This window comes from [Clostridium] fimetarium, assembly GCF_900111235.1.
In the GTDB taxonomy this organism is placed as follows: domain Bacteria; phylum Bacillota; class Clostridia; order Lachnospirales; family Lachnospiraceae; genus Clostridium_N; species Clostridium_N fimetarium.
On sequence record NZ_FOJI01000025.1, the window covers coordinates 1 to 23,109 of the forward strand.

Annotated in this window: 26 protein-coding genes; all 26 read left to right on the forward strand. The window is 32.6% G+C overall.

Annotated elements, in window-relative coordinates:
- The first annotated feature begins 185 nt into the window (after window positions 1-185).
- Window positions 186-887, forward strand: a complete 702-nt coding sequence (locus BMY18_RS19500; RefSeq protein WP_092457933.1) for an ABC transporter ATP-binding protein — start codon at window positions 186-188, stop codon at window positions 885-887.
- 1 nt (window position 888) lies between these two features.
- Window positions 889-3,501, forward strand: coding sequence for an FtsX-like permease family protein (locus BMY18_RS19505; protein WP_092457936.1), 2,613 nt, complete (start codon window positions 889-891; stop codon window positions 3,499-3,501).
- A 444-nt stretch (window positions 3,502-3,945) separates the two neighbouring features.
- Window positions 3,946-4,098 carry a FeoB-associated Cys-rich membrane protein gene (locus tag BMY18_RS19510; protein WP_092457939.1) on the forward strand — a complete coding sequence of 51 codons (153 nt, stop codon included), beginning with the start codon at window positions 3,946-3,948 and terminating at the stop codon, window positions 4,096-4,098.
- Window positions 4,099-4,191: 93 nt separating this feature from the next.
- Complete coding sequence (locus tag BMY18_RS19515) at window positions 4,192-4,560, forward strand: metal-dependent transcriptional regulator (protein ID WP_092457941.1); 369 nt, start codon at window positions 4,192-4,194, stop codon at window positions 4,558-4,560.
- A 247-nt stretch (window positions 4,561-4,807) separates the two neighbouring features.
- Window positions 4,808-5,689, forward strand: coding sequence for a substrate-binding domain-containing protein (locus tag BMY18_RS19520; RefSeq protein ID WP_092457944.1), 882 nt, complete (start codon window positions 4,808-4,810; stop codon window positions 5,687-5,689).
- 98 nt (window positions 5,690-5,787) lie between these two features.
- Window positions 5,788-6,648: a phosphate ABC transporter permease subunit PstC gene (pstC, locus tag BMY18_RS19525; protein ID WP_092457947.1), complete on the forward strand. Its 861-nt coding sequence runs from the start codon at window positions 5,788-5,790 to the stop codon at window positions 6,646-6,648.
- Window positions 6,648-7,526, forward strand: coding sequence for a phosphate ABC transporter permease PstA (pstA, locus tag BMY18_RS19530; RefSeq protein WP_092457950.1), 879 nt, complete (start codon window positions 6,648-6,650; stop codon window positions 7,524-7,526). Before pstC ends, pstA begins: the two co-directional genes overlap by 1 nt.
- Window positions 7,526-8,302 carry a phosphate ABC transporter ATP-binding protein PstB gene (gene pstB / locus BMY18_RS19535; RefSeq protein WP_092457953.1) on the forward strand — a complete coding sequence of 259 codons (777 nt, stop codon included), beginning with the start codon at window positions 7,526-7,528 and terminating at the stop codon, window positions 8,300-8,302. Before pstA ends, pstB begins: the two co-directional genes overlap by 1 nt.
- Window positions 8,302-8,970 carry a phosphate signaling complex protein PhoU gene (gene phoU / locus BMY18_RS19540; protein WP_092457956.1) on the forward strand — a complete coding sequence of 223 codons (669 nt, stop codon included), beginning with the start codon at window positions 8,302-8,304 and terminating at the stop codon, window positions 8,968-8,970. The genes pstB and phoU overlap by 1 nt, the downstream gene beginning before the upstream one ends.
- A gap of 102 nt (window positions 8,971-9,072) precedes the next feature.
- A complete protein-coding gene (locus tag BMY18_RS19545; RefSeq protein WP_092457959.1) occupies window positions 9,073-9,744 on the forward strand; it encodes a response regulator transcription factor in 672 nt (223 codons plus the stop codon).
- Window positions 9,745-9,758: 14 nt separating this feature from the next.
- The gene (locus BMY18_RS19550; RefSeq protein WP_092457963.1) at window positions 9,759-11,072 is read left to right on the forward strand and encodes a sensor histidine kinase; all 1,314 of its coding nucleotides are present in this window, start codon (window positions 9,759-9,761) and stop codon (window positions 11,070-11,072) included.
- A gap of 651 nt (window positions 11,073-11,723) precedes the next feature.
- On the forward strand, window positions 11,724-12,632 hold the full coding sequence (gene spoIIIAA / locus BMY18_RS19555) for a stage III sporulation protein AA (RefSeq protein WP_092457966.1): 909 nt from the start codon (window positions 11,724-11,726) through the stop codon (window positions 12,630-12,632).
- A gap of 12 nt (window positions 12,633-12,644) precedes the next feature.
- Window positions 12,645-13,166: a stage III sporulation protein AB gene (locus BMY18_RS19560; RefSeq protein WP_170841512.1), complete on the forward strand. Its 522-nt coding sequence runs from the start codon at window positions 12,645-12,647 to the stop codon at window positions 13,164-13,166.
- Window positions 13,167-13,179: 13 nt separating this feature from the next.
- Window positions 13,180-13,374 carry a stage III sporulation protein AC gene (gene spoIIIAC, locus BMY18_RS19565; RefSeq protein WP_092457974.1) on the forward strand — a complete coding sequence of 65 codons (195 nt, stop codon included), beginning with the start codon at window positions 13,180-13,182 and terminating at the stop codon, window positions 13,372-13,374.
- An 81-nt stretch (window positions 13,375-13,455) separates the two neighbouring features.
- Complete coding sequence (locus tag BMY18_RS19570; protein ID WP_092457978.1) at window positions 13,456-13,842, forward strand: SpoIIIAC/SpoIIIAD family protein; 387 nt, start codon at window positions 13,456-13,458, stop codon at window positions 13,840-13,842.
- Between the two features lie 70 nt (window positions 13,843-13,912).
- Window positions 13,913-14,986 (forward strand): stage III sporulation protein AE, encoded by a 1,074-nt coding sequence (locus BMY18_RS19575; protein ID WP_139197349.1) that lies wholly within the window; start codon window positions 13,913-13,915, stop codon window positions 14,984-14,986.
- 36 nt (window positions 14,987-15,022) lie between these two features.
- Entirely contained in the window at window positions 15,023-15,625 is a 603-nt protein-coding gene (locus BMY18_RS19580) for a stage III sporulation protein AF (protein WP_092457983.1), read from the forward strand.
- A gap of 12 nt (window positions 15,626-15,637) precedes the next feature.
- Entirely contained in the window at window positions 15,638-16,231 is a 594-nt protein-coding gene (locus BMY18_RS19585; RefSeq protein WP_092457985.1) for a hypothetical protein, read from the forward strand.
- A 152-nt stretch (window positions 16,232-16,383) separates the two neighbouring features.
- Entirely contained in the window at window positions 16,384-16,953 is a 570-nt protein-coding gene (locus tag BMY18_RS19590) for a SpoIIIAH-like family protein (RefSeq protein ID WP_170841513.1), read from the forward strand.
- A 56-nt stretch (window positions 16,954-17,009) separates the two neighbouring features.
- Entirely contained in the window at window positions 17,010-17,402 is a 393-nt protein-coding gene (locus tag BMY18_RS19595) for an Asp23/Gls24 family envelope stress response protein (RefSeq protein WP_092457987.1), read from the forward strand.
- A 125-nt stretch (window positions 17,403-17,527) separates the two neighbouring features.
- The gene (nusB, locus tag BMY18_RS19600; protein WP_092457990.1) at window positions 17,528-17,953 is read left to right on the forward strand and encodes a transcription antitermination factor NusB; all 426 of its coding nucleotides are present in this window, start codon (window positions 17,528-17,530) and stop codon (window positions 17,951-17,953) included.
- A gap of 22 nt (window positions 17,954-17,975) precedes the next feature.
- The gene (gene xseA, locus BMY18_RS19605) at window positions 17,976-19,181 is read left to right on the forward strand and encodes an exodeoxyribonuclease VII large subunit (protein ID WP_092457992.1); all 1,206 of its coding nucleotides are present in this window, start codon (window positions 17,976-17,978) and stop codon (window positions 19,179-19,181) included.
- 25 nt (window positions 19,182-19,206) lie between these two features.
- Window positions 19,207-19,413, forward strand: a complete 207-nt coding sequence (gene xseB / locus BMY18_RS19610; protein ID WP_092457995.1) for an exodeoxyribonuclease VII small subunit — start codon at window positions 19,207-19,209, stop codon at window positions 19,411-19,413.
- On the forward strand, window positions 19,403-20,383 hold the full coding sequence (locus BMY18_RS19615) for a polyprenyl synthetase family protein (protein ID WP_170841515.1): 981 nt from the start codon (window positions 19,403-19,405) through the stop codon (window positions 20,381-20,383). The genes xseB and BMY18_RS19615 overlap by 11 nt, the downstream gene beginning before the upstream one ends.
- Window positions 20,384-20,391: 8 nt before the next feature.
- A complete protein-coding gene (gene dxs / locus BMY18_RS19620) occupies window positions 20,392-22,266 on the forward strand; it encodes a 1-deoxy-D-xylulose-5-phosphate synthase (protein ID WP_092458001.1) in 1,875 nt (624 codons plus the stop codon).
- Window positions 22,266-23,066: a TlyA family RNA methyltransferase gene (locus BMY18_RS19625; RefSeq protein WP_092458004.1), complete on the forward strand. Its 801-nt coding sequence runs from the start codon at window positions 22,266-22,268 to the stop codon at window positions 23,064-23,066. Before dxs ends, BMY18_RS19625 begins: the two co-directional genes overlap by 1 nt.
- Window positions 23,067-23,109: the final 43 nt, after the last annotated feature.

Here is a 23,109-nt window from a genome sequence, read left to right on the forward strand (position 1 = left end):
TAATTTATAAAACTGCAATTGGTAAGCCGTATGCCTTAATAGGGCACGTGCGGTTTGATAAGGGGGTAGCCTAGAAATAGGTTACCCTACTTTATTGTTAATTGGAAATTTCTAAAAATCTAATAATAGTGTATAATAAAGTAGATAAAAATATATTCGAACTAGAAAAGGATAGGTGTGACAAAATGAGTTATATAGAATTTAATGACGTAAAAAAAGTTTATAAAATGGGCGATGTGGATATTGAAGCGCTATCGGGCGTTGATTTCAAAATAGAGAAAGGTGAATTTGTTGTAATTGCAGGGGCTAGTGGTGCAGGTAAAAGCACAATATTAAATCTTTTGGGTGGAATGGATTTTGCAAGTTCAGGTGAAATCATTGTTGATGGTAATGAGGTTAGCAAGTATTCCAGAAAACAACTTACTACGTATAGACGATTTGATATTGGATTTGTATTCCAGTTCTATAATCTTGTTCAAAATCTTACTGCACTTGAAAATGTTGAGCTAGCAACTGAAATCTGTAAGGATCCTTTGAATGTCGAAGAGATCCTTAGTGCTGTAGGATTAGCAGATAGAATGTCAAACTTCCCAGCACAGCTTTCAGGTGGAGAACAGCAGCGAGTTGCGATTGCAAGAGCGTTAGCAAAGAATCCTAAAATATTACTTTGTGATGAACCTACAGGAGCACTTGACTACAATACAGGTAAAGCAATTCTTAAATTGCTTCAAGATACCTGTTATGAAAAAGGCATATCAGTAATTATTATCACACATAATATTGCACTTACTGATATGGGAGACAAAGTAATTAAAGTTAAAAATGGCAGAATTTCCAGTGTTACTGTAAATGACAATCCAACGCCGGTAGAAAGGATTGAATGGTAATATGGGAAAATCGATAATAAAAGACATAATTCGTGAAATCAGGAAATCATTTGGCAGATTTCTTGCAATATTTGCAATCGTTGCAATTGGTGTGGCATTTTTTGCAGGAGTTACTGCATCTTCATCGGATATGAGGTATTCTGCAGATTCCTATTTTGATAAATATAATCTAATGGACGTTAGGTTACTTTCTTCAATCGGTTTTAATCAAGATGATATTAGTGCAATAAGAGCTGTTGATGGAGTTAAAGGGGTATATGCAACGCACTCTTTAGATGCATTAATTCAACTAAATTCGTCTAAGTCGGCAACGAAAGTTATGACCGTTCCACTTGGGGGACAGGATGCCCAAAAGGATGATTATATCAATCAACTTCGAATTAAAGAAGGACGTCTCCCAGAAAAATCAGGGGAGTGCGTAGTGAAATATGAGACTGTTCAAGGTGATCCCATTAATATTGGAGATAAAATCACATTGCAGTCTGGTACAGATGAAAATATATCACAAACACTTAAGAATTCTGAATATGAAGTGGTTGGAATCGTTTATACACCGTATTATCTTTCCTATGAAATGGGTACAACATCTATTGGAAATGGTAAGATCAGTCACTGCATCATGATTCCGGATTCGGATTTTATAAGTGAATATTATACAGAAGTATTTGCAACAGTAAATGGTGCAAAAGAAATCAACTCTTATAACGATGCCTATTTTGATGTGGTTAATAAAACTACAGACAAATTAGAAAGTATAAGCAAAATTCGCATTGACCAACGAATTGAAGATGTAAAAAGTCAAATCAATGCTTCCGAAACAAAACAATTAAATTTGCTTTCTAATGGAGATATACGGGAAGAGATTTTGATGCAAGAAATAGAAAAAGCGCAAAAGGATGCCTTGGTAAATTCGTCAGATTGGCAATGGTTTGTGCTTGATAGGAATTCACATTATTCGTATAGAGATTATGGTCAGTGTGCAGACCAAATGGATTCGATTGCTACTGTTTTCCCTATATTTTTCTTTTTCGTTGCAGCACTTGTTTGCCTCACTACAATGACAAGAATGGTAGATGAACATAGAGGTACCATTGGTACATTTAAAGCACTGGGTTATAATAAATCAGCTATCGCTTTAAAGTACATTAGTTATGCCCTTATTGCCTCGATTTTTGGTGGAATTGTAGGATGTATAATTGGATTAAATGTGTTTCCAAGGGTTATTTATTCAAGCTGGAATATTGTATATGAATTACCTGCTATACAGCTTGCTCCACATATTGCACTGATTTTAATTTCGATTACTTCAATGGCCGGGATTACAACATTAGCAGCATTTGCAGCATGCAGCAAAGAACTTGCAGAAGAGCCTTCCATGTTAATGCGTCCTAAGGCACCTAAGAAGGGTAAAAAAATTCTTTTAGAAAGGGCAGAATTCATTTGGAAACATATGAAGTTCACTCAAAAAGTTACTGCTAGAAATATATTTAGATATAAAAAACGTTTTATAATGACGTTAATTGGAATTGCAGGATGTACTGCGCTTTTACTGGCAGGTTTTGGAATCAAGGACAGTATTGCTAGCTTGGTTGATAATCAATATAAGCAAATTCTAAAGTATAACGTTACAATCACCTATCCTGATGATATTGGCGAAAGTCAACATGCAGCTGTAATGAATGATATTAATAAGGATAATCGATTTTCAAATGTTATGGAAGTTAGTTCATCTGTTACCAAAGTAAATGTTGTTATGGCCGAAGATTCTGATAACAAAGATATCAGCGTAGATTTCATATCACTTAATAATTTATCTGATTACAATCAGTTTATTACTTTCCGCTCAAGAACCAGTCATAAACCATATGACTTAAACAATGATGGTGTTATTATAAGTGAAAAGTTATCAAATGATTTAAACGTGAAAGCCGGAGATAGTATCTATATAGAAAATAATTCTGGTATAAGAAAGCAGGTTAAGATTTCAAATGTGATGGAAACGTACGTGAATCATTACGTATTTATTAGTGATTCCTATTATGAAGAAATATTTGCAGAAAAACCTGTCAATAACGAAATATTAGGTATACTAAGTTCTTCAAGTTTAGAGCTTGAGAATCAATTAGGAAATGAATTCTTAAATAAAGATGGAATTGACAGTATTACATTTTTTACCGGAAATATTAATAAATTTAATAAAATGATTCAGTCATTGGATCTGGTTACTTATGTATTAATTATTGCTGCAGCAATGCTTGCATTTGTTGTATTGTACAACCTTACAAATGTAAATATTTCTGAACGACTACGCGAGATTGCTACAATTAAGGTCCTTGGATTTTATGATAAAGAGGTTGCCTCCTATGTTTACCGAGAAAATATCATAATTACAATTATTGGTGCGCTTGTAGGATTAGGTCTTGGTGTGATTTTGCATCGATTTATCATGAAAACAGTTGAAATGGATGCGGTTATGTTCGGTAATGAAATAAAATGGTCTTCCTTTGTCATTGCATTTGTAATGACACTTATATTCTCATTATTAGTAAACCTTGCAATGTATAAAAAACTAATTAATATTAAAATGGTTGAGTCATTGAAATCAGTAGAATAAAATATAAAAGGGATACTGTTGATTATACAGTATCCCTTTAAGCTGAAAAAACAGTACATTTATATATAATAATTCTATATAATATTATATATCTGAAATGACCGTTTTGGGAGGCATGAAGTTGGAAAAAGTTTGTATAATTTCTTTCATTCTTATTATTTATATGTTTTTAATACTCAAAATCAAAAATCTATTGAAGGACAAAGCTAAAAAAATAAAGAAGAAGTAGATTTTGCTACAAATATTTTCAATCGAAATCCTTTGAGCTATTTCCGAGATATTTATAATTTTAAGTTGACAGCTATAATTAGTTAGCATATACTAACCATATAAAGCAAACCAAATCTTGCTCAGACTAGTAATATCATTGATACTTTAACGATATTTAAGGATTTGAGAAAATATAGTTAGTATCTGCTAATAAAATCAAAGGAGTGATTGAATATGGGAACTATAGGCGTGAGTATTATTCTTATTGTAATTATATCTGTAAAAGTAGGCAAGATGATTAAAAACAAGAAAAACGGTAAGCCAATTATTGGTTGCAGTTGTGGTTGTGAAAGCTGTCCAAGTGCTCCAATGTGTCATGGAAAGTAGAAAAATGAATATTTATTGTAGCAAAATATATTTTATGGTATAATTATGGCAATTAGTGTGGTTGATTGAATTTACATGGATTGGGGATATGATATGTACGAATCAGGTGAAAATTATTTAGAGACAATTCTTATGTTAAAGCAACGTAATGGATTTGTTAGATCAATAGATATTGCTAGGGAATTAGACTACAGTAAGCCAAGTGTAAGCCGTGCGGTGGGCCTTTTAAAGGAGTCTGAGTACATTACAATAGATAGTAATGGTTATATTGAATTGACTAAGACTGGACTCAATATAGCAGAAACAATATATGAAAGACATAGAATACTTACTTCATTTCTTTGCAAAACAGCAGGCGTTTCAATAGAGATTGCTGAAGAAGATGCCTGTAAGATTGAACATATATTAAGTAATGATACATTTAAAGGGATAAAAAAGTTTACTCTTAGCAATATGAAATAGTAGCATAAAGCGGAATTGATATAAAGTTAAATCAGCGTTAAAAAATAGGATGTTGTTCGAAGAACTACATTCTATTTTAAGTTTATTGATAATAAATAAAAAAATTCTAAAAAGCAAGAAAATATGAATAATTTTTACATTTTACGTTAATTTTACATAATGATGATTAGGAAATTTACATTCCGAGGTTATAGTGTAAATATCAAGAAGGATTTGATTGAAAAAAAACCATATTTGGAGGATTAAAATGAAAGTCAAAAAAGTGTTATGTACAGTAATGGGTATGATTATGATTGCAGGTAGTTTAGTAGGTTGTGGATCTACAGCAGCAAAACCGTTTGACGCAAGTAAAAATATTACAACAATTTCAAGAGAAGAAGGTTCAGGAACAAGAACAGCGTTTATTGAACTGTTTGGCGTTCAACAAAAAGATGCAAGTGGTGTTAAAGTTGATTACACTTATGATAGAGCAATTGTTACAAACAGTACTTCAGTTATGATGACATCTGTATCAAGTAATCAATATGCAATTGGTTATATTTCACTTGGTTCTCTAAATGATACTGTTAAAGCTGTTACAATTGATGGTATTGAAGCAACAGTTGCAAATATAAATAGTGGCACATACAAGATTTCAAGACCATTTAATATTGCAACTAAGGGTACTTTAAGTGCAGTAGCTCAGGATTTCGAGAATTATATTTTAAGCTCTGATGGACAGTCAGTAATTGAAAGTAGTGGATATATCAAAGCCGTAGACGCAAAAGCATACAGTGGTTCAAAACCATCTGGCAGTATTGTAATTGCAGGTTCCTCATCAGTAACGCCTGTTATGGAAAAGTTAAAAGAGGCTTATCTTAAAGTTAACACAAGTGCAAAGATTGAAATTCAGGAAAGTGATTCAACAACTGGTATGACATCAGCTATTAGCGGAATCTGTGATATCGGAATGGCTTCAAGAGCAGTATCTGATAGTGAAAAAGAAAAAGGCCTTACACAAACAACAATCGCAATTGATGGTCTTGCAGTAATTGTTAATAAAGAGAATACAACAGCTAATCTTACAACTGAAGCTGTAAAGAATATTTTCATGGGTAAAACAACACTCTGGTCAGATATCATTAAATAGTACAAACGATTTCAAAACATAATTTTAAATAACATATCAAGGCGGAACCATCTTTACAGACAAAGGTGGCTTCGCTATTGGTATAGCAGGAGAAGAACATGAGGAAATATAAAGAAAAAATAATGGAAATCGTATTTCTTATTGCTGCTTGTATATGTATACTCGCAGTTGCACTAATTTGTATATTTTTATTTGCAAATGGAATTCCAGCAATTAAAGAAATAGGTTTCTTTAAGTTTATATTTGGAACAATATGGAAACCAAAAAGCAATTTATATGGAATATTCCCGATGATATTAGGAAGCATCTATATTACTGCCGGAGCTATTGTAATTGGTGTTCCAATTGGAATACTTACAGCTATATTTATGGCGAAATTTTGTCCCAAAAAATTATATCGGTTTTTAAAACCATCCATTGAACTATTAGCGGGAATACCCTCAGTAGTATATGGATTTTTTGGGTTAGTTGTATTGGTACCTTTAATAAGAAATTTGTTTGATGTAAATGGAAACGATGGGAATAATATACTTACCGCATCTATTCTGCTCGGAATCATGATTCTTCCAACAATTATCGGAGTTTCTGAAGCATCTATTAGAGCTGTTCCAGAAAGTTATTATGAAGGCTCCTTGGCTTTAGGTGCAAGTCATGAGCGGAGTGTATTTTTTGCAACATTACCTGCCGCAAAGTCAGGAATTACAGCAGCTGTAGTACTTGGAATTGGCAGAGCAATCGGTGAAACAATGGCAGTTGTTATGATAGCCGGAAATCAGCCCGCATTACCACGAGGTATTTTAGATGGAGTAAGAACCCTCACCACGAATATTGTAATGGAAATGGGTTATGCAGTAGACTTGCAACGAGAAGCCTTGATTGCCACTGGTGTTGTGTTATTTGTCTTTATCTTAATGATTAATTTACTATTCTCTTTATTGAAAAGGAGGTCTAGAGTATAATGGAAATAAAAGCAATTAATAAACGGACCTTTGCTCAAAAGATGAAGTCATACAAAAGAAGCCCTCTTTCGTTCATATTATTATTACTTGTTGTAATTGCTTGCGCAATAACAATATTGGTTCTAGGCTTTTTGGTCGGATATATCTTAATTAAAGGTATTCCGCATCTTTCATTAGATTTATTTACATGGACATATACATCGAACAATGTTTCTATGATGCCAGCAATTATTAATACATTAATTATGACTTTTATATCATTAATAATTGCAGTACCATTTGGAATATTTGCAGCAATCTACTTAGTTGAATATGCGAAAAAAGGGAATAAAATAGTTGAGATAGTACGTATTACAGCAGAAACATTGTCTGGCATTCCTTCGATTATATATGGACTTTTTGGTATGCTATTCTTCGTTATGGCATTACATTGGGGATACTCAATATTAGCAGGTGCATTTACACTTGCAATTATGGTACTACCTATTGTGATGAGGACAACAGAGGAAGCTTTGCTTGCTGTCCCTGACTCATTTAGAGAAGGTAGCTTTGCACTTGGAGCAGGAAAACTAGTTACAGTATTTAAAATTGTTCTTCCATCAGCTGTTCCAGGTATATTATCAGGCGTAATCTTGTCCATTGGGCGAATTGTTGGTGAAACTGCTGCACTTATGTATACTGCAGGAACCGCTACCTCTGTTGCAAGCAATGTGTTTGCATCCGGTAGAACTTTGTCCGTGCATATGTATTCATTGTCAAGGGAAGGTTTGCATATAGACCAATCTTATGCAACTGCAGTAGTACTTCTATTTATTGTCATTTTAATCAATTGGTTTTCTAGCTTTATAGCAAAGAGAATATCGAAAGGAAATAACTAATGGGAAATAATATTATATTAAATAACACAAATAAATTTAAGATAGAAGATTTGAATTTATTTTATAGTGATTTCAAAGCATTGGATAATGTTAGTTTAGATATTGTAGCGAATAAGATCACAGCATTTATAGGTCCTTCAGGATGTGGCAAATCAACATTCTTAAAAACGCTTAATCGTATGAATGATATAATTGAAGGCTGTAAAATCACTGGTAAAGTACTTCTTGATAATGAAGATATTTATGGTGATATGGATGTGAATTTATTAAGAAAAAGAGTTGGTATGGTATTTCAGAAACCAAATCCATTTCCAATGAGTGTATACGATAATATTGCATTTGGTCCAAGAACACATGGCGTTAAGTCAAAAGCAAAACTGGATGAGATTGTAGAAAAATCACTTAGAAATGCTGCCATATGGGATGAATTAAAGGATAGACTGAAAAAAAGTGCTTTAAGCCTTTCCGGTGGTCAGCAACAAAGATTATGCATAGCAAGAGCGCTTGCAGTTCAACCTGAAGTTATTCTTATGGATGAACCAACTTCAGCACTTGACCCAATTTCAACATCTAAAATTGAAGATTTAGTGTTAGAGCTAAAGAAAGATTACACAATCGTAATTGTTACTCATAATATGCAACAAGCGACTAGGATTTCAGATAAAACAGTGTTCTTTTTACTTGGAGAAATAATAGAATCTAATGATACACAAGAATTGTTCTCTATGCCAAAGGATAAGAGAACAGAAGATTATATAACGGGGAGGTTTGGATGATGAGAAATCGATTTGATAAACAGTTAGATCAGCTTAATAACGAATTAATTGAAATGGGTAGTTTGATTGAACAAGCCATTGCGATGGCAATTAATGCATTAGTGAATAAGGATATTGAAAAAGCGCAGCAAGCGATTGCATTTGACGATGAAGTTGACAGACAAGAAAAAGAGATAGAAGGACTTTGTCTTAAATTATTATTACAACAACAGCCTGTAGCGAAGGATTTACGACTTATTTCTGCTGCGCTTAAAATGATCACGGATATGGAACGTATCGGAGATCATGCATCAGATATTTCAGAGATAACAATCAGTATGGCTAATTCGCCACATATTAAAAAGTTTGATCATATTCAAGAAATGGCAAAAGAAACAACGGTTATGGTTGTTAATAGTATTGATGCATTTGTAAAGAAGGATATTGAACTTGCTAATAACGTTATTCAACAAGATGATGTTGTAGATGATCTTTTTGTTGAAATAAAGCAAGAATTGATCCAGATGATCAAAGAAAACCCTGAATATGCTGAACAGGCAACTGATTTAATTATGATAGGTAAATATTTTGAAAGAATAGGCGATCATGCCACTAATATTGCTGAATGGGTAATTTTTTCAATTGTTGGAAAGCATGAATTTAATATTGAAGCTGAAGACAATTTATAAAGTACTGATTTTTATAAATTTAATAAAATCATGATTAATTACTTGGAAAGTGAGTACTGATTTTTCACTTTCCAAGTGGTCATATCTAGGAGGTGGAATTATATGTCATTAATTTATATTGTTGAAGATGATAAGAACATACGTGAGATTGAGACATTTGCGCTTAAAAATAGTGGACATACGATAGTGGATTTTGAATTTGCAAAAGATTTCTTTAAAAAAGTTGCTGAAAAAGTACCTAATTTAATAATCCTGGACATTATGCTACCAGATGAGGATGGACTTGATATATTAAAAAAGCTTCGTTCCGTTTCAGAGACAAGAAAAGTTCCAATTATCATGATTACGGCTAAGACAACAGAGATTGATAAAGTAAAAGGTTTGGATTTAGGGGCTGATGATTACATAACTAAGCCATTTGGTGTAATGGAATTAATATCAAGGGTAAAAGCGTTACTTAGAAGAAGTGCAGATATGGAAACTGAGAAGTATTTGTCTTTAAATAATATTTTCTTAGATAATGAAAAACATGCAGTATATGTGGACAATAATCTTTGTGAGCTTACTTTTAAGGAATATAACTTGCTTAAATTTCTTATGATTAATACAGGAATTGTAATGTCTAGAGATATAATCCTTGATAGAATATGGGGACTAGATTTTGAAGGCGAATCAAGAACGCTTGATATGCATATTAAGACATTAAGACAAAAATTAGGTGAGGCTGGATCTAGAATTAAAACCATAAGAAACGTCGGATATATTATTGAATAAAGTGAGGTCTATTAGTGAAAAAGAAGATAAATATGTTCTTACTTGGAGTTGGAGCTTTGACAATTATCCTTACAATGATATTCTCCGTAGTTGTATTTTATGGTTTATTTAAAACTGAAGTATTTGAAAATCTAAAAACATACGCTCACGTCTTAGAAAGCTCTGCTTTGGTAGATGATATTGTTAACAATTCATATAGTTCAAATATTGATAATATTCGAATAACATTAATATCAAGTGATGGAACAGTAAAATATGATAGTTATGCTAATTCTCTTGAAATGGAAAATCACGGTGCTAGGGTAGAAGTTGCACAAGCGTTGTCAGTTGGCGAAGGTACTTCAATCAGAACATCTTCAACAATGAAGATTAGCACATTCTATTACGCTAAGATATTACCGGACGGTTCGGTACTTAGAGTTGCAAAAGAAGCTAGAAGTATATGGAGTATATTTAGCAAAGTTATCCCACTTATGATGTCTGTTGCTTTGGGATTATTTGCTATATGTATGTTTATCTCACATCTTTTAGTAAAATCATTTGTAGCACCGATTGAACAGCTAGCAAATAATATGGATGATTACTGTTCGATTTCCACGTATAAGGAATTGGTCCCATTTATTAATACAATCAATAAGCAACATGAAGATATATTAAAAAATGCAAAGTTACGTCAAGAATTTACAGCAAATGTATCACATGAATTAAAGACCCCTCTTACTTCGATTTCAGGGTACTCAGAATTGATTGAGAATGGAATGACGAATGAAGTTGATGTCGTTCGATTTGCGACAGAAATCCATCGCAATTCAAGTAGGCTATTAACTATGATTAACGATATAATCCGGCTTTCAGAATTAGATGTCATAGATATGCAAGTCCAATTTGAAGAATTTGATTTGTTTGAAGTTGCAAATAATTGCGTTAATATGCTTAGAGTGAATGCTATGAAAAATATTGTCACTCTTAATTTTAGTGGAGAGCATTGTGTTATTCAAGCGAATAAAGGTATGATAGAGGAAGTGGTATATAACCTTTGTGACAATGCAATTAGATATAATGTCAAAAATGGAATTGTATTTGTTTCAATTCATCAAATTGAGAATGATGTTATTTTAACTGTTAAGGATAATGGGATTGGGATTTCAAAGGAAAACCAAGAACGTATATTTGAACGATTTTACAGAGTTGATAAGAGTCGTTCAAAATCAACTGGTGGAACTGGCTTGGGATTGGCAATCGTAAAACATATTTTATCCCAGAACAATGCTAGGATGGAACTTGAAAGCGAAATCGGGGTTGGTACTGAGATACGGGTTATATTTTGAAAAGCGTGAATTTTAAGGTGTTAAAACTTTGATTTAGGTTGTGAGTGAATATCAATTTATAAGGATGTGTTTTGCCTGCCTTTCCTTCAAGCAGCATCTTTTTTACAAGCCTCTAAGATGATGAAAAGTCTCACTTCGTTCGATTTTCATAAGAGTCTTGACAAAAGATTAACGCTGCTTTCAGCTGGTCTACGGCAAAACACATCCTTATAAATTGATATTCACTGGATACTTTGTTGGTTTAACGCTTAAAATTTACTTGGCTGATTTATAAAAATATAAGCTTAATAGACTGAAAAAAGACATGAAACATTAGCTTTATTGACTGAAAAGACATGAAATATAAGCTTTATAGAATGAAAAAGACAGGGAAAATAGGTCACATTTTGTGGTGGCCTATTTTTGTGTCCTTTTATCATACCCCAACATTTATTATAGAACCCTTTTAACAATCTTTTATCGTAATTTATTTTGGATAAAGACGATTGAGGAGAAGAAAAAAATAAAGTAAATAAATATATTTTTTATACTTAAATAGATAGGGCTATCATACATTTGTGGTAGGCCTGTCTATTTTAATTTTAAAATGGGATAAATATTTATACATATACAAGCTATATATATCATATATTTTGAGAAAGGAGATGGATTATGAATTGTGATAATAAAAGGATAGTAGAAGTGTGTAGGATTTTTCCGGATATTATAAGGACAACCTTGACATATCAAGATATGGATTTTAATAAACTACAGGAAATTCGGTTAAGAATTAACCAACCATTGATATGTATATATGATAACAGAGAGGTGATTATCCACAGAATAACAATTTCTGCACAAATGATTAGAGAGACAATGGAACATGTAAGCAATTATTCATTATATGCATTTGAAGAAGAAATTAAGCAAGGTTATATAACAATCACAGGGGGGCATAGGGTTGGAATTGCAGGGAAGGCCATAATTGAAAACGGTTATGTAAAGACAATAAAATACATATCATTTATAAATGTTCGTTTATCTCACCAGATAAAGGGTTGTTCGGATAAAGTACTTCAATTTGCTCATAAAGAGGACAGACTTATGCATACTTTAATTATTTCTCCTCCTGGATGTGGGAAGACAACGCTTTTAAGAGATATGATAAGACAGATTTCAAATGGGACAAGTAATTATATAGGACAAACAGTTGGGGTGGTAGACGAGCGTTCAGAGATAGGCGCTTGCTATATGGGTATCCCGCAAAATGATTTGGGTATAAGAACCGATGTACTCGACTGCTGCCCAAAAGATGAAGGAATGATTATGCTGATTCGATCAATGTCGCCAAAAGTGATTGCAGTAGATGAAATTGGTAAAGCAAGTGACGTTGAAGCAATTGAATATATTATTAATTGCGGGTGTACAGTAATCGGATCTGTGCATGGTGATTCATACGAAGATATTATGCAAAAGCCAATACTGAATCGCTTAATAAGTGAAAAATTATTTAATCGATTCATTATTTTATCAAAGGATAATGGCGTTGGAACAATTAAAGATTTAATCAGTTTAGAATAGGGGGTAAAAATTGTGCTAAAAATAGTAGGCTCAATTTTAATCATTACAGGTTCATTTGCTTGGGGATATATGAAGTGTGTAAATGCTAAGGACAGAATCACTCAGCTAAATACAATCAAAAAGGTAATGATCATGTTACGTGGAGAAATTAAATATGCAGGAACTGCTTTGCCGGATGCATTAGAGTCGATTTCTAATAGAATTGCGATGGTATTTGCAAAAGATTTCTTCTTAAATGTTAGCAAAGAATTAAATCAAATGAGTGAAAAAAATTTCAAGACAATTTGGTATGAAAACACAAATAAGTATCTTAAAACTTCTGCCTTAAATATCACTGATCTTGGACAATTTAAGAACCTGGGAGATAACTTAGGATATTTAGACAAAGATATGCATTTGAATACAATTGATTTGTATTTGGAACATCTGAATATGGATATATCATTAGCAAATGGAGAAATTGCACAAAAGTGTAGAGTATATAAAAGTGTAAGTTTAGCGGTGGGTGTATTTATTACAATAATAATCATTTAGTTGGAGGGGCTCAATGGAGGTCAGTTTAATATTTAAAATCGCAGCAGTTGGTATTTTGGTTTCTGTAATCAGCCAAATACTAAAACATAGTGGCAGAGAGGAACATGCATTTCTAACTAGCCTTGCAGGACTGATTCTTGTACTCTTTTGGATTATTCCATATATATATGATTTATTTGAAACAATCAAGAAATTATTTGAATTATAAATGAAATAAAAAGAAAATATATATGCATGGTGATTAGTATGAATCGAAAGCAAGACATAGAAATAATAAGGGTGAAAATATATGGAGATTATAAAATTATCAATTCTTGCAATAACAGGCGTTTTATTAGCCATCATGTTGAAAAATGGAAAGAATGAATACAGCACATATATTGCGCTTGGCACTTCGGTTATTCTGTTTTTTTATGTAGTTGGTAAAGTAGGGGTTATTGTTGAAACCATTAATAAAGTACAATCATATATCAGTATTAGCGAAACATATATAGAGGCTTTAATAAAAATGGTGGGAATAACATACATATCAGAATTAACATCAAGTATATGCAAGGATGCCGGTTACAATTCTGTATCTGGACAAATAGAAATATTTGGAAAAATATCCATTCTTGCAGTGAGTATGCCAATTGTTTTATCATTAATGGAGACAATAGATAAATTCATTGGATAAGAAGGGAGTTATTATTAATAGATATTTAGTTGTATTTTTAATCACTTTTTTATTAGTACAAGGTTTTTTTATGATAAGTGCAAAAGCTGAGGATACGAATAAAGATCAATTAGGATTGTTTGATTTTTCCTCTCTCGATAAGGCCACAGACACGGATATTGATTTTAAAGGTTTAGTGACAGATATCATTTCAGGTGGGAAAACATCATTAAAGCAAAATTTCATACAGCAGCTACAATCAACACTTACAAAAGAACTTGTCAGTAATAAAAAGGCAATTATTCAGGTGATAGCATTGGCAATCATTTCTGCGTTTTTTACTAATTTTTCAAATGCATTTAATAATCAACAGATATCACAAACTGGATTCTTTGTAACCTGTATTGCATTGGTAACGATACTGATTGCAATATTTTCAGTGGCTGCAAGTACAGCTACGACAGCAATTCAATCCGTATTAGCATTTATGAAAGCCTTGATTCCAATTTATGCTACATCCATTGCACTTACCTCTGGAAGTATGAGCTCAATGGCATATTATGAATTTATCCTATTAATTATTACTGTTGTAAACTGGGTGTTTTTAAATGTTGTAATAAAGGGAAGTTATATATTTGTAATGATATCTGCAGCTGACTGCATTGCAAAAGAAGAAAGTTTATCCAAATTAAGTGCATTAATAAAATTGATTATTGGTTGGATCATGAAAACATGCTTAGCTGCAGTAATTGGTATTAATGCAATTCAAAGCCTTGTATTACCCGTTGCCGACTCAATTCAAAGTAGCGTTTTATCGAAAGCACTAGGAATGATTCCTGGAATAGGAAGTGGGATAGGTGCAATATCGACAACCGTTATTGGAGCAGGAACATTAGTGAAAAATGGAATAGGTGTCGCAGCTTTAATTGTTGTAGTAGTAATCTGTTCGATTCCAATTATAAAGTTAGTAATATTTGTTATTACATATAAATTTATAAGTGCAATCGTTCAACCGGTGGCTGATAAAAGAATTGTTGAGTGTATCAATGCAACAGCAGAAGGCATGAATATACTTTTGACGACAGTTATTTATTCGGCGATAATGTTTCTAATTACAATCGCAATAATATGTGCATCCACAAATGTAAATTATTATACAATGTAGCTTTCAGATATTTGAAAAGAAGAGGGGGGATATCATTTGGAAAGCATACTTTCTTGGGTAAAACAAATTGTTATATTTTATATATTTTCAAATTTTATAATACATGTTCTCCCAAACGGAAATTACGAAAAATACATAAAATTTTTCATAGGACTAATTCTTATCGCCGTGGTTATAAGTCCTTTAACAGGTTTTTTTAAGTTAGATACTATATTTGAAGATATTTACAATTCAGCCATTTCAAATGATTCCATTAGTGAAATGCGTATGGATTTACAATATGCGGAGAAGACAAATTATGATAGCATTGCCCAACCATATAAAGAAGAGGTTATTAAAAATGTAGAGAAAATTGTTACTGATAATTACTTGTTTCCAGTTAAGACTACAGTTGATTTTGATATGGATTCAGAAAGCAAAACATTTGGACAAATCAAAGACATTCAATTGCAGGTATCAAAAAAATATACGAATGAAAATAAAGTCATTGTAGATAAAATCAAAATTCAAGCTGAAAATTCAGAGAGCGGTACTAAGAGTGACTCAAATAGTAATTTGAGTGTTGCAAGTATAACTATCAAAAATAGTATTGCAGATTTTTATCATATATCACCTGATAACGTAAATATAAGCGAATAGGAGTAAATTACTATGAAAGAAAAGTTTTCGCTAAATGATTTCAAAGATAAGCACTTTAAAAATGTTGGAAAAGACAAACTATTAATACTCATTATGGCTGGAATCTTGTTAATCGTTATTTCTTTACCAACGAAAAGTTCTAATAGCGATTCTAGTTCAACAGCTTCAAATGTTACTTCAAATGCCAGTTCAACTAATACAACAGATTATGAAGAATATTTGGAAAAAAAAATAGAAAGTTTATTGGTAAAAGTTCAAGGTGTAGGAAAAGTAAAGGTTATGGTTACACTCAAGGCGAGCAGCGAAAAAGTACTGGTTAGTGAAGATACATATTCAGAAAAAATAGTCAAAACAACAGACAGTGATGGCGGTATTAGTGACTCCCTTGAAAAGTCTACTGCTCAAGCGTATCTATATTCAGATAATGGAAGTGGTGGTAGTCAACCATATGTATCTCAGGAAATAAAACCAGAAGTGGAGGGTGTAATGGTGATTGCCGAAGGTGGTTCAGATGCCACCGTCATTACAAATATTACGAATGCAATTGCAGCACTATTATCTGTCCCCGTACACAAAATTCAAGTTTTAAAGATGAGTCCAGGGTGAGTGGAAGAAAATTTTCACCCATAGAATAAAATTATTATACATTTTTAAAAAAAGAAGCATTAATTTAACGATATAAGAATATTGTTAAGAATAATAGTACATAAATAATCTGTGTTTAAAGCTAATACAATATTATTTTTAGGAGGGTTATCTTGAAAAAATCATTTAAGAAAAATCAAATTATTATTACAGTATTGGCAATAATGATTGCAGTAGCTGGGTATATTAATTATTCAGGGAACTTAAGAGATATAATAGATACAAGTGCAGGAAATGATCCTACATCAGCAGAAATAAGTAGTAATGACGTTGACCCAGATGCTAACAGTTTAGAAGAACCTGGGACTGCAGTTTTAACTTCAGCAAATACTAGTAGTATTATTTCTGCCGCAAAGCTGAATAGAGAAACAGTTAGAGCTAAAAACAAAGAAACATTACTTGAAATTGTAAACAATGCAAACATTGCTGCTGATGTAAAAAAGAATGCTGTAAATCAAATTACATTATTAGCGGATGCGTCGGAAAAAGAAATGGCAGCTGAATTACTTTTAGAAGCAAAAGGATTTACTGATTCAGTTGTATCAATTGTGGATGGAACAGTTGATGTCGTAATAGGAAAAGCAGAGCTTTCAGATACTGATAGAGTTCAAATTGAAGATATTGTGAAAAGGAAAACAAATATGACTGCAGACAAGATTGTAATAAATATTTGCAAAAATTGAAAATGTTTATTATAATGTACATAATAATACTTATTAGATAAGCAGGAGGCATATCAATGACGAAAGAATTTGAAGATAAAGGTAATCATTATACAATACACGAAAATGTAAATGTCGGTGAAGTAAGAGTTGCCGATGAAGTAGTAGCTATTATTGCGGGACTCGCCGCAACTGAAATAGAAGGCGTTTCTTCTATGGCTGGAAACATAACGAATGAACTTGTTAGTAAGCTTGGAATGAAAAATCTTTCTAAGGGAGTCAAAGTTACTGTCAATGAAACATCTGTAGCAGTTGATTTAGCACTTAATCTGAAATATGGTTATGGAATTCCTGAGGTTTCTTCTAAAGTGCAGGAAAAAGTTAAAACAGCAATCGAAACTATGACAGGTCTTGAGGTTTCATTAGTAAATGTAAGAATTGCTGGTGTTAATATCGACAAAAACAACTAAATATTGTATAATCTTAGGGTGTCTAAATATTGACACCCTTTTTTCGCAATGATTCCATATGTCTGCTTAACATAAAACATCATTCATAAGCAGGCAATAACTCCCCGGAAGGAAAAATAATAATAATGAAAAGAACAATAATAAGAAAACATGTCTTTATGATTTTATTCAGAGTTGAGTTCCACAATTTATCTGAGATGAAGGAACAAGAACTTCTATATTTGGATAGAATTGAAGACATTACTGCGAAAGAGCGTGATTACGTGGCCGAAAGAGCTGATAAAGTAATTGAATTATTACCACAAATTGATGCCAAACTAGATGAAATTTCAAAAGGATGGAAACTGGATCGATTAGGTAAGGTTGAATTGGCAATTTTAAGGCTTGGAATATTTGAGATGGATTTTGATGAAGATATTCCTACTAACGTAGCGCTTAACGAAGCTGTAGAATTAGCTAAGACATTTGGAGGGGATACTTCACCTTCATTTATTAATGGTGTATTAGGTAAGTTAATAGAAGAAGAAAAAGAAGAAAAAGAAGAAGAATAATAATATCGAGGATAAATATAATATGGCAGGTGTATATTCAGTTACTCAGATTAATATATATATCAAAAATATGTTCAAACAGGATTTTGTCCTTAATAAAGTTTCTATTAAGGGTGAGATTTCTAATTGCAAACATCACACGTCTGGTCATATATATTTTACTTTGAAAGATGAATTAGGCTCTATTTCAGCAGTTATGTTTGCTGGACAAGCAAAAGACCTCGCTTTTCAATTAAAAGAAGGCCAAAAGGTTGTCGTAAATGGTAGGATTGATGTGTATGAACGAGATGGTAAATATCAATTATATGCCAATGAGATAACGCTTGAGGGCGCTGGTGATTTGTACAAGCGTTTTGAAGAATTAAAAAAGAACTTGGAAGAGATGGGGATGTTTGCAAGTGAGTATAAACGTCCAATTCCAGCTTTCTCTAGACGTATTGGTATCGTTACTGCAAGTACGGGGGCAGCAATCCAGGATATCATTAATATATCAAAAAGACGTAATCCGTATGTTCAATTGATTTTATTTCCAGCTTTCGTTCAAGGAGATAATGCAAAAGATTCTATTGTAAAAGGGATTGAAACACTTGATAGTATGAACCTTGACGTAATCATAGTTGGACGAGGCGGAGGCTCAATTGAAGATTTATGGGCATTCAACGAAGAAATCGTTGCAAAAGCAATTTTTAATTGTAATACCCCTGTAATTTCAGCGGTTGGTCATGAAACTGATTTTACGATAGCTGATTTTGTTAGTGATCTTAGAGCCCCAACACCATCTGCTGCTGCTGAGTTAGCAGTCGCTGATATTCATTTGATAGAAGAACAAATTAATTCTTATCATCATGTTTTGAATCAGAATTTTGACCGTATAATATATACGAAAAGGAATTTATTGGAAAAGTACTATTTGAAGCTCAATTATCTTAATCCGATTAATCAGATTAATGATAAAAGACAACGCATTATGGATTTGGAAGATAAGCTTAATTATGCAATTCAAAATAAGCTGAAATATAAAAAACATGAATTGGCAATCTTATGTGAAAGACTGAATGGATTATCGCCACTTAGTAAATTAAGCCAAGGATATGCTTACGCAGAGAATCTGAAAGGAAATGCTGTCAATACTATAAATAATGTTGAGTTATACGAGCATTTAAAAATCCATGTATCAGATGGAGTAATCGTAGCGAAGGTTGTTGAAAAGACAAGTATAACCAGGTAAATAACACAAAAAGGATAGGTCTAAGATGGCGAAAGCAATAACATTAGAAGAATCATTTGGAAGTCTTGAAAAAATAATTGACAATCTAGAAAATGGTCAATTATCTTTAGACGAATCATTTAAAATGTATAACGAAGGAATTAAGTTAATTAAAAATTGTAATATTCAATTGGATAAAGTTGAAAAACAAATTATCATTTTGGATAAGAGTGGCGAACATGATGGAATTTGATAAGGAAATGAATATACGTGTCAATTATATTGATGAGGTGATTGGCAAGCATTTACCCGCTAAAGAAGGTATGCAGGTCACTGTGATTGAGGCAATGAATTATAGTGTTTTAGCTGGTGGTAAGAGATTAAGACCTATGATATTATGTGAAATATATAAAATGTGTGGTGGAACTTCGAAAGTTGTTGAACCTTTTATGGCGGCTATTGAGATGATTCATACTTATTCATTGGTACATGATGACTTACCAGCTATGGATAATGATGACTATAGAAGAGGAAAACTTACAACACACAAAAAATTTGGCGAAGATATTGGCATACTGGCAGGTGACGGGCTACTTAATTTCGCATATGAAACAATGTTAAAAGCATTTGATTTCTGTTATAATGATAGCAGTTGCAATAATGATAGAAGTAGTAATAATGATAGAAGTTGTGATTGTGATAGTACTTCTAATAAAGAAAACAATTGTGATTGTGTAAGTGTAAAAAATGTAATCAATTCCTGCAAAATCCTATCTGAGAAAGCAGGGATTTATGGTATGGTTGGCGGTCAGACATTAGATGTTTTACTTACTAACAAAACAATGAATGAAGAACAGTTGGACTTTATATTTTTGCTTAAAACAGGAGCATTGTTGGAAGCATCATTTACAATAGGGGCGGAACTAGCCGGCGCAAGCAATCAAGATATTCATAAGCTTTTAGAAGTAGGCAAGAAAGTTGGTTTGGCTTTTCAGATTCAAGATGATATTTTAGATGTTATCAGTTCGCAAGAAGTACTTGGAAAACCCGTTCTTAGTGATGAAAAAAACAATAAAACAACTTACGTTACACTATATGGTATGAAAAAATCTTTATCAGATGTTGAAAAATTATCAAAAGAAGCAATAGAATTATTGAAAATAGTTGGAAATAATGAATTTTTGGAACAATTAATATTGAAACTAATTCATAGAGAAAAGTAGGGATTTAAATGATACTTGAAAAGATTAATAAGCCAAATGATATCAAGAATATAGATTCTTGTGAATATCAAAAGCTTGCTAGTGAGATTAGACAATTTCTCATAGAAAAAATAAGCAAATCAGGAGGTCATTTGGCCTCTAATCTTGGTGTCGTAGAATTAACAATGGCTTTGCACATTGCATTTAATCTCCCTGAGGATAAATTAATTTGGGATGTCGGACACCAATCATATACACATAAGATTCTCACTGGAAGGAAAGAAAAGTTTGACCAACTAAGAAAGTTTGGTGGAATGAGTGGCTTTCCTAAAAGAAACGAAAGCGATTATGATGCATTTGATACGGGACATAGTTCTACATCAATATCTGCTGGACTTGGTTATGCTTATTCAAGACAGATCAAAGGTGGAAATAATAGCATTATTTCTGTAATTGGTGATGGCGCTTTAACCGGAGGTATGGCATACGAGGCGCTTAATAATGCATCGAGAATAAAAGGGAATTTTATTATTGTTCTGAATGATAATAATATGTCCATTTCTGAAAACGTTGGTGGCGTTTCTAAAATGCTTGAAGACGTTCGTACCTCTCAATCTTATTATGATTTAAAAGAAGGCGTTTCTAATACACTTTCAAAGTTACCAAAAGGTGATTTACTTGTTAGTAAAATCAAGAAAACCAAGGCAAATATAAAACAATTCTTAGTTCCAAAACAGATTTTTGAAGATATGGGAATTACTTATCTTGGGCCAATTGATGGTCATGACATAATGAAATTAATCAAAGTATTTAAAGTCGCAAAAAGAATTGATCATGCAGTGATTATACATGTTATAACCGAAAAAGGTCGTGGATATATTCCAGCTGAGAAAAACCCTAGTTTGTTTCATGGTATTGGGCCATTTAATATAAAAACTGGTAAGCCTCTTGTTACAGGCTCCAGTCTAAGCTATACACAAGTCTTTTCAAATAAATTATGTAGCCTGGCAACCGCTGATAAAAAAATAGTTGGCATTACGGCTGCAATGCCTGATGGGACTGGACTTTCTAAGTTCAAAAAGAATTTTCCTGAACGATTTTTTGATGTTGGAATTGCAGAAGCGCATGCGGTTACGTTTGCAGCTGGATTAGCAGCTGATGGTTTGATACCTGTATTTGGCGTGTATTCATCATTCCTACAAAGAGCTTTTGACCAAGTACTCCATGATGTTTGTATACAACAATTACATGTTGTATTTGCAATTGACAGAGCTGGCTTAGTAGGTAGTGATGGTGAAACACATCAAGGAATTTTTGATTTGTCATTTTTATCTATTATACCAAATATGACTATATTTGCCCCTAAGAATGCTTGGGAGCTTGGCGTAGCGATTGAATATGCAGTGGAAGACTTTTATGGACCAATTGCGATTAGATATCCAAGAGGTGAGGCTTATACTGGCTTTGAAGATAATAAAGAACCAATATTATATGGAAAATCAGAGATTATTATATGGGAAAAAGATATTGCACTTATGGCCGTAGGTAATATGATGATTACAGCCGAAATAGTTAGAGATACATTGAAAGATATGGGATATAATGTGACCTTAATTAATGCAAGATTTATAAAGCCAATTGATACTGAGCTAATAGATAAAATCGTAGATACACACTCATTACTAATAACTTTAGAGGAAAATGTATTCATTGGTGGTTTTGGTGAAAGAGTATGTTGTTACGTATCTAATAATAATTATAAAATCAAAACATTAAATATCTCGTTACCAGATGATTATATTGAACATGGTAGTGTCGATATTTTAAAAAGAGAAACAGGAATAGATTCAACAACAATCGTGAATAAGATTATTTCCACATATAGAGAAATTGAGGGCTTGTAATGAAAGAAAGATTAGATGTACTATTATTTAGTAGAGGTTTAGCTAATTCAAGAGAAAAGGCTAAGGCAATTATCATGTCGGGAATTGTTTTTGTCAATGGTGAACGAGAAGATAAAGCAGGGCAATCCTTTGATATAGATGTACCTATTGAAATCAAGGGACACACTTTAAAATATGTAAGTCGTGGCGGTCTAAAATTAGAAAAAGCAATGTCTAATTTTGATGTTACTGTTGATGGAAAGATATGCATGGACGTTGGCTCTTCAACTGGCGGTTTTACTGATTGCATGCTTCAAAATGGAGCAATAAAGGTATACGCAGTGGATGTGGGTCATGGGCAGTTGGATTGGAAGCTCCGTCAAGATGAAAGAGTAGTTGTGATGGAAAAAACAAATATGCGATATGTTGAGCCTAAAGATGTGCCCGACTTAATTGCGTTTGCAAGCATTGACGTATCATTTATTTCGCTTTCAAAAATATTAGTACCCGTCAAAAATCTGTTAACGGATAATGCACAGATAGTTTGTTTGATTAAACCACAGTTTGAAGCTGGCCGTGAAAAAGTCGGAAAAAAAGGCGTTGTCAGGGATAAGGCTGTACATATAGATGTTATTGAAAAAGTAATAGCATTCTCAATATCTATAGGCTTTGAAGTGCTAAATCTTGAATTTTCTCCAGTAAAGGGTCCAGAAGGAAATATTGAATATTTATTACATTTGCAAAATCATACAGAAGGTGTTTATGATAAAATTTCATTTGCGGTCATTGAAATTGTTGAAAAAGCACATGAAGTGTTGTAGAATATATATAGATAATGCAATCTTGAGTAAATGCCTGCAGGCT

What these genes read in the sequence shown, in the direction of transcription:
- BMY18_RS19500 (WP_092457933.1), top strand. Translation starts at nt 186, where the DNA reads ATGAGTTATATAGAATTTAATGACGTAAAAAAAGTTTATAAAATGGGC.
- BMY18_RS19505 (WP_092457936.1), top strand. Translation starts at nt 889, where the DNA reads ATGGGAAAATCGATAATAAAAGACATAATTCGTGAAATCAGGAAATCA.
- BMY18_RS19510 (WP_092457939.1), top strand. Translation starts at nt 3,946, where the DNA reads ATGGGAACTATAGGCGTGAGTATTATTCTTATTGTAATTATATCTGTA.
- BMY18_RS19515 (WP_092457941.1), top strand. Translation starts at nt 4,192, where the DNA reads ATGTACGAATCAGGTGAAAATTATTTAGAGACAATTCTTATGTTAAAG.
- BMY18_RS19520 (WP_092457944.1), top strand. Translation starts at nt 4,808, where the DNA reads ATGAAAGTCAAAAAAGTGTTATGTACAGTAATGGGTATGATTATGATT.
- pstC (WP_092457947.1), top strand. Translation starts at nt 5,788, where the DNA reads ATGAGGAAATATAAAGAAAAAATAATGGAAATCGTATTTCTTATTGCT.
- pstA (WP_092457950.1), top strand. Translation starts at nt 6,648, where the DNA reads ATGGAAATAAAAGCAATTAATAAACGGACCTTTGCTCAAAAGATGAAG.
- pstB (WP_092457953.1), top strand. Translation starts at nt 7,526, where the DNA reads ATGGGAAATAATATTATATTAAATAACACAAATAAATTTAAGATAGAA.
- phoU (WP_092457956.1), top strand. Translation starts at nt 8,302, where the DNA reads ATGAGAAATCGATTTGATAAACAGTTAGATCAGCTTAATAACGAATTA.
- BMY18_RS19545 (WP_092457959.1), top strand. Translation starts at nt 9,073, where the DNA reads ATGTCATTAATTTATATTGTTGAAGATGATAAGAACATACGTGAGATT.
- spoIIIAA (WP_092457966.1), top strand. Translation starts at nt 11,724, where the DNA reads ATGAATTGTGATAATAAAAGGATAGTAGAAGTGTGTAGGATTTTTCCG.
- spoIIIAC (WP_092457974.1), top strand. Translation starts at nt 13,180, where the DNA reads ATGGAGGTCAGTTTAATATTTAAAATCGCAGCAGTTGGTATTTTGGTT.
- BMY18_RS19570 (WP_092457978.1), top strand. Translation starts at nt 13,456, where the DNA reads ATGGAGATTATAAAATTATCAATTCTTGCAATAACAGGCGTTTTATTA.
- BMY18_RS19575 (WP_139197349.1), top strand. Translation starts at nt 13,913, where the DNA reads ATGATAAGTGCAAAAGCTGAGGATACGAATAAAGATCAATTAGGATTG.
- BMY18_RS19585 (WP_092457985.1), top strand. Translation starts at nt 15,638, where the DNA reads ATGAAAGAAAAGTTTTCGCTAAATGATTTCAAAGATAAGCACTTTAAA.
- BMY18_RS19595 (WP_092457987.1), top strand. Translation starts at nt 17,010, where the DNA reads ATGACGAAAGAATTTGAAGATAAAGGTAATCATTATACAATACACGAA.
- nusB (WP_092457990.1), top strand. Translation starts at nt 17,528, where the DNA reads ATGAAAAGAACAATAATAAGAAAACATGTCTTTATGATTTTATTCAGA.
- xseA (WP_092457992.1), top strand. Translation starts at nt 17,976, where the DNA reads ATGGCAGGTGTATATTCAGTTACTCAGATTAATATATATATCAAAAAT.
- xseB (WP_092457995.1), top strand. Translation starts at nt 19,207, where the DNA reads ATGGCGAAAGCAATAACATTAGAAGAATCATTTGGAAGTCTTGAAAAA.
- BMY18_RS19615 (WP_170841515.1), top strand. Translation starts at nt 19,403, where the DNA reads ATGGAATTTGATAAGGAAATGAATATACGTGTCAATTATATTGATGAG.
- dxs (WP_092458001.1), top strand. Translation starts at nt 20,392, where the DNA reads ATGATACTTGAAAAGATTAATAAGCCAAATGATATCAAGAATATAGAT.
- BMY18_RS19625 (WP_092458004.1), top strand. Translation starts at nt 22,266, where the DNA reads ATGAAAGAAAGATTAGATGTACTATTATTTAGTAGAGGTTTAGCTAAT.